Origin of the sequence: Flavobacterium sp. DSR3-2 (assembly GCF_049896525.1) — a bacterium.
GTDB lineage: Bacteria > Bacteroidota > Bacteroidia > Flavobacteriales > Flavobacteriaceae > Flavobacterium.
On the sequence record NZ_JAFCUM010000017.1, the window covers coordinates 62,217 to 70,272 of the forward strand.

An 8,056-nucleotide genomic window follows, 5' to 3' on the forward strand; every position below is an offset into this window, starting at 1 on the left:
TCTTTTTTACTATTTTTGCAAAAATAAATATTCTAATGATTGACATCGATTACCTTAATTTTCTTGAAAATATCCTGACTGATAATCGCAAAGAAAAATTCCTAAAAGTATTGGAAAACAGAACCAAGCATTTTACGATTGTTGTCGAAGATATTTTTCAAATGCACAATACGAGCGCTGTAATGCGCAGTTGCGAGATTTTTGGAATTCAGGAATTGAACGTTATCGAGCAACGATACGGAAAAAGTATCGATAAGGAGATTGCGATGGGTGCCCAAAAATGGGTTGACATTAATACGTTCGACAGCATTACAAATTGTGTGGATACGTTAAAAAGTAAAGGGTACCAAATAATAGCCACTACGCCTCACGAGAATGATTGTTTGATGGAAGATTTTGATATTTCGAAACCCAGCGCATTGTTTTTTGGAACAGAAAGAGATGGACTATCCGAGGAAATTTTGCAGCGCGCCGATGGTTTTCTTAAAATTCCGATGGTAGGTTTTACTGAGAGTTTAAATATCTCGGTTTCGGCGGCAATCATCATTCAAAACCTGACGAATCGATTGCGCAACTCCGAAATTAATTGGCATTTATCTGAAAACGAAATTTTAGAAAAGCGTTTGGCTTGGGCCAAAAATTCCATAAAAGACATTAAAAGAATTGAAGCACGGTATTTTGAGGAAACCCCAAGATTGTTAAACGAACGCTAAAACTAAATTTTTATCGTTTGCTGAGTCATCTCCAGAAACAAAGCAATTACAATTACTATTTTCTTTTGATTAATTGCATATTGTTGTAGATACGGATAAGTTTGTCAGTTCACTTCACTCGTGTTCAAATCCGAAAAATCGTGTTTAGTTATTAAAGTATTGATTTACATTGAAGTTCAAAATCCTGCATGGTTTCCAAAACCTCGTTGGTATCTTTTTGTAGATTTACATACCTACAAGTTCAAAAAATGAGCATTAAAACTTTGTTTCACTCTCTAATAATATGTCTTTTATATTATTTGGGTTCATTTTATAGCGATATACTCCGTTGTTCCCAATGGCAAATAAGGTATTCTCCCGTACAATTAAATCAAAACAATTTTTGTCAATGGCATGCACCAAAACAGGTTCAGCAGGATTTTGAATGTTAAATATTTTTATAACATCATCACAAACCAGTAAATAATCAGCGGTGTAAAAACTGATGCCTTTAGGTTGAGAGAGTGTTCTGCTGTGAATTAATTTTGGTTTCGTAAGATCTTTTGTGTCATAGACTTGCAAGACGTTAGTGTTGTTGCCGCAGGTTGTGTTTGAGTTCAATGTTACGTAGGAGTGCGTACTATTAGCGATGACTGGATCACAAGCAGTGAAATGTTGTACGCTTGACAATTTAGTTGGGTTTTCAGGATTTGTAATAGAATAGATAAACATTCCATTTCGAGATCCAATAAACAAATTATCTCCGTAAGAAAATAGTGTTTCAATGTTAAAACCGATCGGGATTTCATTGACTTTTACGGGCTTTTCGGTATCGATTAACGAGAATACATTCAATTTCATTTGGTCTACACCGTATAAATAATTGCCTTTTATAGCAAAAACAGCGAGTGAACCGCCTTGCCCTATGTCGCCGTTTTGCGCGCTATCACTATCAGAGCAGCCGATTATAAATATTAGTAATACAAAGGATATAATTTTTTTCATGTGTTACTTGATTAAAGTCCAATCGATTATTATTTCATTTTCTTTCGTGTAGGCATTTGAGCCGTTTGGAGCTTGCTTTTGCGGAAACACATATCTATTTCTGTTGGTAACAGTAAATTTTTTAGTGGCAGGATTGAAAGTGGCAGTGACCAGATCTACTGCTTGATTGATATACAAGGTAATGCCTTTGATGGCTAGGTCTGTAGCACCGGGAGCTTTTATAAAATGCAATCGTATAGGTTTATTGGGATCGGTGTAATCATAAACGTGAAAACCTTTATTCACATCATTGATAAACATTAAATCGTCCTTGATATAAATTTTTCCAGCTTTGATAATGGGTTGCGAATTTTGAAAGTCAATGGAGCTTTCCAAAGCGGCACGGGCTATAATCACAGGTTTGTATTCTTGTTGTGGAAATTCACCATTATCTGTAGTTGGCCAACAAGAAACAAGTAGAAATGAAACCAGCAGGAGAAGTACTATTTTTTTCATTTGAAAATCTTTTTATAAAGATAGTAAAAAGAGTATTTAGTTGCGCTATGACACTGTTATTGTTTGTGTTGCGCTTACAATAAAATTTTAGCCGTTAGCAACCGTAATTTATTTTATCTTTCAATTTATAGAGAACTCCGCATTTTAAATTTCACTATTTTGTTTAATTATTTTTAGTAGTTTTTCCAAATCATTACTATCAATGTTATGGATTTCGAATATTTTTTCACGTCCGCATTTCTGAATTATTTTAAAATTATAATTGTCTACTTCTAATTTTTTAACATTGTCAAATTTTATAGACTTGCTGATTATTCTATTTATTTTAATATTCGTTCCCAGTTTATTCCATTCAACATAATTTTTATACTAAAACATTTTACTAAAATATAGTGTTTGGGTCAAAAAGCCAATTGAAGCCAAAATTTTATTCGTTCTTTTATATTCAAAGTCAATAATTTCAAAACTACCAATAAGAATAAGAACCAATGAGATTATCATTAAAAGTGATGTCCAGTTTTTAAATGTTAAGTGATTGAAGTGTATTTTTTTTATTTTTTTTCTGTTATTGTTAATAATCCACTTTTACAGCGGGTAAATGAAAGTCAGAGATTTAACTATATTTTAATATATTATCAAATTCTTAAAATTGCGCAAAGTCAGAGACATTTGCGCAGCATTTAGGAAAAACTTATGTGTTTTCAGAGATACTTTGCGTAGCGCGGTTTTATCTGTTTTCAAATATATAAATAAATCGATGAAAATACTTATAAAATAAACGGTAATTAATTTATTCTAAAACATATATTATTTCATCTCAGGATTATTACTGGAAACCGTCAACGGAGTTATTTACAGCTAAATCCGACAGTGCGGATTTGCAATCCGTGCCCGTTACGATAATCAATTATATTATATTTTATAATTCCTGTTTGAAATTTTCAAATTGCAGATTTTATTTGTCGCTGTACAATGAGTAAAAAAATTACTAATCTGCTATCGTTGCTTAAAAATAATAACTGAGCACTTCTTGACCATTGCGAGGAACGAAGCAATCACATCTAGTATTTTCTTTTGATTAAGTGCTTATTATTGTGGGCACGGATTGCGAACCCTCGTTATCGGATACTACCGAATTGAAGATCGATACTTTGCTGAAAACGTAAAATAGTTCTTCTAAATAATGTTACGCTTATGTTCTTTATTTTAAAAAATATCATGTAACTTGTACTGTTTCCGCAAAACAAGATACTTTGTCGTACACTTTATTTAACGCATGATTTAAAAAGAAAAATAATGAATGAATATAAAAATAGCAATCAAAATTTAATAAATACCACATTGCCAATTGGAGGGGAAGGAGTTGGTGCGCCTAGTTTAATTGTAAAAGAGGAGAAAAACAATAGTGAGGAATATAGCGTTGGTTATTTTAAGAGACCTAACGTTTTGTTTTTTGATGTAAATGAAACGTTGCTAGATCTTAATATGATGAAAAAAAGTATTGGCGCAGCGCTAGGAGGTCATACTGAATTGATGTCATTATGGTTCACTACAATGCTTCAGTATTCATTGGTTACCACAGTTGCAAACCAATATCATGATTTTGGAACAATTGGAGCCGCTGCACTTCAGATGGTTGCCCACAAAAATGGAATTGCTATAACTGATCAACAAGCTAAAGATGCTGTTGCCCAAATTTTATCATTGCCTGCACATCCAGAAGTGAAAGAAGCACTCTTGCTGTTAAAAAAAGAAGGTTTTAAATTGGTAGCCTTCACTAACTCATCCAATAAAGCGGTAGAAACGCAACTTAAATATGCGGGAATTCATGATCTATTTGATGATGTGTTAAGTATTGAAGATGTAGGTAAATTCAAGCCACATACAGATACATATAATTGGGCTGCCAAAAAAATGGGATTAAAACCGAATGAATGTATGTTGATAGCTGCCCATGGTTGGGATGTTGCTGGTGCAAATTGGGCAGGTTGGCAAACGGCTTTTGTCAGCCGTCCCGGACAGCAATTGTTTCCTCTTGCAAATTTGCCTGAAATTAATGAAGAGAATATTTTATTAGTTGCTCAAAAGCTAATTTTAATATAATTTCTGCAATTCTAATCATTGAAAAATTAACGAACCGATTTTGGAATTCAACTATTGACTGGCATTTATCCGAAAATGAAATTTTGTTAAAAAGATTGTCTTAGGCCAAAAATTCAATTGAAGATATTAAAAGAATTGAAGAACGGTATTTTGAAGAAAATTTAAGGTAATGTAAACGTACACTAAAATTAGATTTTAACGGTTTGTTGAGTTATTGCGCGGATCGAAGCAGTCACTTAGAGTTTTATTTTGATAATGTGCTTATTGGTAACACGGATTGAAAATTCGTGCGGTCGGGAATGTTTTTTTTTACACAGTTCGTATTCTTATTAATTTATGTCTTCACCCTCCATAACTACATCTCTATTCGTATTTTATACTCGCATATCCGACCCAGTGTTTTTGAGTGGCTATAGCTGTAGTTCCCATACCTAAATCTTCTACTTTTATAAGGTCATGATCTACACTTGATGCGTAACCTAAAAAAGTCCCTGTCAAAGGTTTGTTGTATAATGTCTGATTTAATTTATTTGCAAAACTCACTCCAAAAGGCACAGAATAACGACCACACCAAACCCATTTATATTCTTTGTAATCAGTATTTTGTACGGTGTATTCTGTAAATGTTTTTACTTTTTCAGTACTAATTTCGTTTATTAAACACTTCTCAATAATCTCCATATCTAAAGCTCTAGCTTTTTTAGTACCTTCATCATCAACTCCAAAAGGGGCTAAATCGCCACTCCAATTTTCAGTACCATAATGCACAGCATCGTTAGAAATGACAACTGCGACATCCTTTCCATATTTAAGATGCTTTTCATTTAAAATTTTTGATACAACATCAGAAAGAGCATCGCTAATGCTATCAATTGTTTCGTAATTGATATAAGGCACCAGTATTGGAATAATTTGTAGGTTCTTGTTTTTGCGATGTAAAAAAGGCACTATAGCTTCTAATGAATGTTCTAACTCTTGCATATCGTTATGAACTAGGTAGGAAGATTTTGGCAGTTGCGCCATAATTTCAGAATTTAAATCAGACACTTTTAAATCACCATAAGGCGATTTCCAATGTGTGAAATCTCCAAAGATGATTTTGTCTTGAAGCTTAAAGTCTCGAGCGCGATGTGCAACACCAATCAAAATAATCGTGTTGGCATTAATTCCTTTAAGCGATTCGTAATACACACGTCCAGCGTATTTATAATCGTCATGCGGACTTATAGCTGCTTTCCATTGCATATTATTTTTAGAATCCTTAATACCTAAACGGTTATAAATAGAATCTAATTGCCAATTGTATTTTGTAAAACCAATCGTATCATGCACAGGCCTAACTCTATTTTCTAGTGCTAGGCTTGGTACTGCATTTTTTACATTTTTTTCAATTTTACAACTGAAACAACACAAACAGATAAAAATAATTAGTAATCGCATATAAAATTTTATTTCAAGCAATTTACGCTAAAAAACGCTATCTGATAGCGGTCGCAATTTTTAAATCCATTTTTGTTTTTAGGTTTCTGTTTGGTTTAAGATATTAGAAATGATACTTTGTGTCTTTCTCATAAATTGCTAAAATTTCAGGATTTTTTTGCATACTGTTGTGTGCACGGATTGCAAATCCGCGCTATCTGGTTTTGCCGGTGCAAATTGGGCAGGTTGGCAAACGGGTTTTGTCAGCCGTCCGGGACGGCAATTGTTTCCTCTTGCAAATTTGCCTGAAATTAATGAAGAGAATATTTTATCAGTTGCTCAGAAGCTAATTGCAATGAGGCCTCAGCAGTTCTAATCATTGAAAAATTAACGAACCGATTGCGGAATTTAAATTTTGACTGGCATTTATCCGAAAATGAACTTTTGGTAAAAAGATTGGCTTGGGCCAAAAATTCCATAGAAGAGATCAAAAGGATGGAGGAACGGTATTTTGAAGAGAATTCAAGGTAGATTGGGTATTAGTTTGAATTGCAAATTCAAAATTGTTATAAAAACCAAGTTGGAAAATGGCTTTCAAATTTATCGTATGTCTTTTTCTAACTGGTCTGGATTTTGTCTTGTGTCAAAAACGGTAATAATTTCAATCTCTTTTTTGTCAAGGTTTATTCTATAGTAAAAAGTAGTTTGTTTTGTTACAACACATTTAAAAAGTCCTTTGAATAAGTATGATTCTGGACAACTTTCAGGTTGATTTGAAATTTGTTCAATTTTAGAGGTTAGATTTTTAATAAAATCATTTCGAACTTTCAAATTCCAATTCTCTAAAAGGAACTCATTTAATTTTAAAAGTTTACTTTCAGCTAATTCGGACAAAAAGACCTTCAATAAGAGATTTTTTTAAGAAAGTCGTTGAACGCAACTTTTTTTCCTTTGTTTAATTCTTTTATTCCTTTTTCAATTTCCTTTTGGTCAGCCGCACTCAATTCATCCCAAAAATCTACTTTTTCTTTTTGAATAAATTCCGTGATTTTTTCGATAAATTTATCATTCTCAATGTTGAGAATGATTTTTACCAATTCTATTTTAGAAGACTGAATATCCATATCATTTATTTCTTAAATTCAAAGTTACAAAAAAATAGTCACAGATATTTCCATCGCATTGTCTTTCCAACGAAGGAGGAATTGTAGTATATTTTTTGAAAAAGCATAGTTTGCTCAACTTTGTTTTTTACCAGTAGCGAAGTTCTTGCGAGGAACGAAGCAATCACATTTAATATTATCTTTTAATTATTTGCTTATCGTTGTGGGCACGGGTTATAAATACGCTCAATTAGGTTTTCATTGTTCGTGCTGCGCAAGCAGCTAAAAACTAGCTGTTAACGTTCGTTTCTAATTTTCCAAAAGTCTTCGGTAAGATAAAAAACGGTATCAATGAAATATAAGATTTCATTTCGTGTCAAGACATTTTCGTCATGTAAATCTTCTAAAATAATTCCTAATTCCGGGTTATGATAATCATTGTTGCGATTGTTTTCAAAACCGTTCAATGTTAAAAATTCTTTGACTTGTTTTAAATCTGTGTTAGAAGTAATTGAAACATAATTTTGCTGAACTACTGCATATAAAATTTCATCGTTTTTAGTAAAACCCAACAAATCATATGCTGTGTCGGAAAAGAAATAATTATGAAGTAATAAATTGTGTAAATAATCTTTCCAAGAGTTATAATAAATAGCGTCATTTAGCTTTAAGACATGTTCGCCGTCTTTGAGATAGACTTTCTGTTCAGCTCCTTCACTGACATATTGAGAAAAATCTATGTTGTTAATCCAAAGATTTTTCTCTGTAATATAATCTTCTAACTTCTTTGCTTCTTGTTTTTTGAAATGCTTTTCGTCTGCAGAAGTTGTGCTTGTTTTCTCGCCATCGTTAAGGTAACAGGCAATTGTTTGGATAATTGTTCCAGTCCTAATTTGGCTCTTTCCTGAAACGATATTGTGTAGTTCATTTTTTAAATCATTTAGCATTGACAAATATAAAAATAAATTTTGACTTTCCGGCAATCCTAAAATGATCGCTAACGTCTCGCTATTACAGCGGGTTTTGGGATTAAATTAAGCCCATTATTCGGATTTGCCAAATCATCCCAAATACAAAACCAACTTTCCATTAAGCCAATTGCCCAAATCCGTTGTAGTATCTGTTGGGCAATCGGCAATTTTAGTGTATTGCTACATTCTGATTTAATAATTCTACATTAAAATTAATTTTAGCATTTAAAGCTCGAAAAACTTTAATAACCGTATCGAATCTTGCGTC

8 protein-coding genes are annotated in these 8,056 nt (G+C 32.6%); 2 read left to right on the plus strand and 6 right to left on the minus strand.

The features are described 5' to 3' along the window. Positions 1 to 35 precede the first annotated feature (35 nt). Positions 36 to 713: a TrmH family RNA methyltransferase gene (locus ACP7AV_RS16045; protein WP_426092816.1), complete on the plus strand. Its 678-nt coding sequence runs from the start codon at positions 36 to 38 to the stop codon at positions 711 to 713. A 255-nt stretch (positions 714 to 968) separates the two neighbouring features. Here the strand turns inward: ACP7AV_RS16045 and ACP7AV_RS16050 are convergent, their stop codons facing one another. Both ACP7AV_RS16050 and ACP7AV_RS16055 read right to left on the minus strand, forming a co-directional pair. Then, a complete protein-coding gene (locus ACP7AV_RS16050; protein WP_426092803.1) occupies positions 969 to 1,697 on the minus strand; it encodes a hypothetical protein in 729 nt (242 codons plus the stop codon). A gap of 3 nt (positions 1,698 to 1,700) precedes the next feature. Then, a complete protein-coding gene (locus tag ACP7AV_RS16055; RefSeq protein ID WP_426092804.1) occupies positions 1,701 to 2,192 on the minus strand; it encodes a hypothetical protein in 492 nt (163 codons plus the stop codon). A gap of 1,296 nt (positions 2,193 to 3,488) precedes the next feature. Here ACP7AV_RS16055 and ACP7AV_RS16060 point away from each other — a divergent pair. After that, positions 3,489 to 4,295, plus strand: coding sequence for a haloacid dehalogenase type II (locus ACP7AV_RS16060; protein ID WP_426092805.1), 807 nt, complete (start codon positions 3,489 to 3,491; stop codon positions 4,293 to 4,295). A gap of 363 nt (positions 4,296 to 4,658) precedes the next feature. Here ACP7AV_RS16060 and amrB read toward each other — a convergent pair whose 3' ends face one another. The 4 genes from amrB to ACP7AV_RS16080 form a co-directional block, all read right to left on the minus strand. Further along, positions 4,659 to 5,735 (minus strand): AmmeMemoRadiSam system protein B, encoded by a 1,077-nt coding sequence (amrB, locus tag ACP7AV_RS16065; RefSeq protein ID WP_426092806.1) that lies wholly within the window; start codon positions 5,733 to 5,735, stop codon positions 4,659 to 4,661. Between the two features lie 579 nt (positions 5,736 to 6,314). Then, positions 6,315 to 6,620 (minus strand): type II toxin-antitoxin system RelE/ParE family toxin, encoded by a 306-nt coding sequence (locus tag ACP7AV_RS16070; RefSeq protein ID WP_426092807.1) that lies wholly within the window; start codon positions 6,618 to 6,620, stop codon positions 6,315 to 6,317. Continuing rightward, entirely contained in the window at positions 6,617 to 6,838 is a 222-nt protein-coding gene (locus tag ACP7AV_RS16075; protein WP_426092808.1) for a hypothetical protein, read from the minus strand. The genes ACP7AV_RS16070 and ACP7AV_RS16075 overlap by 4 nt, the downstream gene beginning before the upstream one ends. A 275-nt stretch (positions 6,839 to 7,113) precedes the next feature. Further along, on the minus strand, positions 7,114 to 7,764 hold the full coding sequence (locus ACP7AV_RS16080) for a hypothetical protein (protein ID WP_426092809.1): 651 nt from the start codon (positions 7,762 to 7,764) through the stop codon (positions 7,114 to 7,116). Positions 7,765 to 8,056: the final 292 nt, after the last annotated feature.

Coding starts and splice junctions, on each gene's coding strand:
- ACP7AV_RS16045 (WP_426092816.1), top strand. CDS start 36: ATGATTGACATCGATTACCTTAATTTTCTTGAAAATATCCTGACTGAT.
- ACP7AV_RS16050 (WP_426092803.1), bottom strand. CDS start 1,697: ATGAAAAAAATTATATCCTTTGTATTACTAATATTTATAATCGGCTGC.
- ACP7AV_RS16055 (WP_426092804.1), bottom strand. CDS start 2,192: ATGAAAAAAATAGTACTTCTCCTGCTGGTTTCATTTCTACTTGTTTCT.
- ACP7AV_RS16060 (WP_426092805.1), top strand. CDS start 3,489: ATGAATGAATATAAAAATAGCAATCAAAATTTAATAAATACCACATTG.
- amrB (WP_426092806.1), bottom strand. CDS start 5,735: ATGCGATTACTAATTATTTTTATCTGTTTGTGTTGTTTCAGTTGTAAA.
- ACP7AV_RS16075 (WP_426092808.1), bottom strand. CDS start 6,838: ATGGATATTCAGTCTTCTAAAATAGAATTGGTAAAAATCATTCTCAAC.
- ACP7AV_RS16080 (WP_426092809.1), bottom strand. CDS start 7,764: ATGCTAAATGATTTAAAAAATGAACTACACAATATCGTTTCAGGAAAG.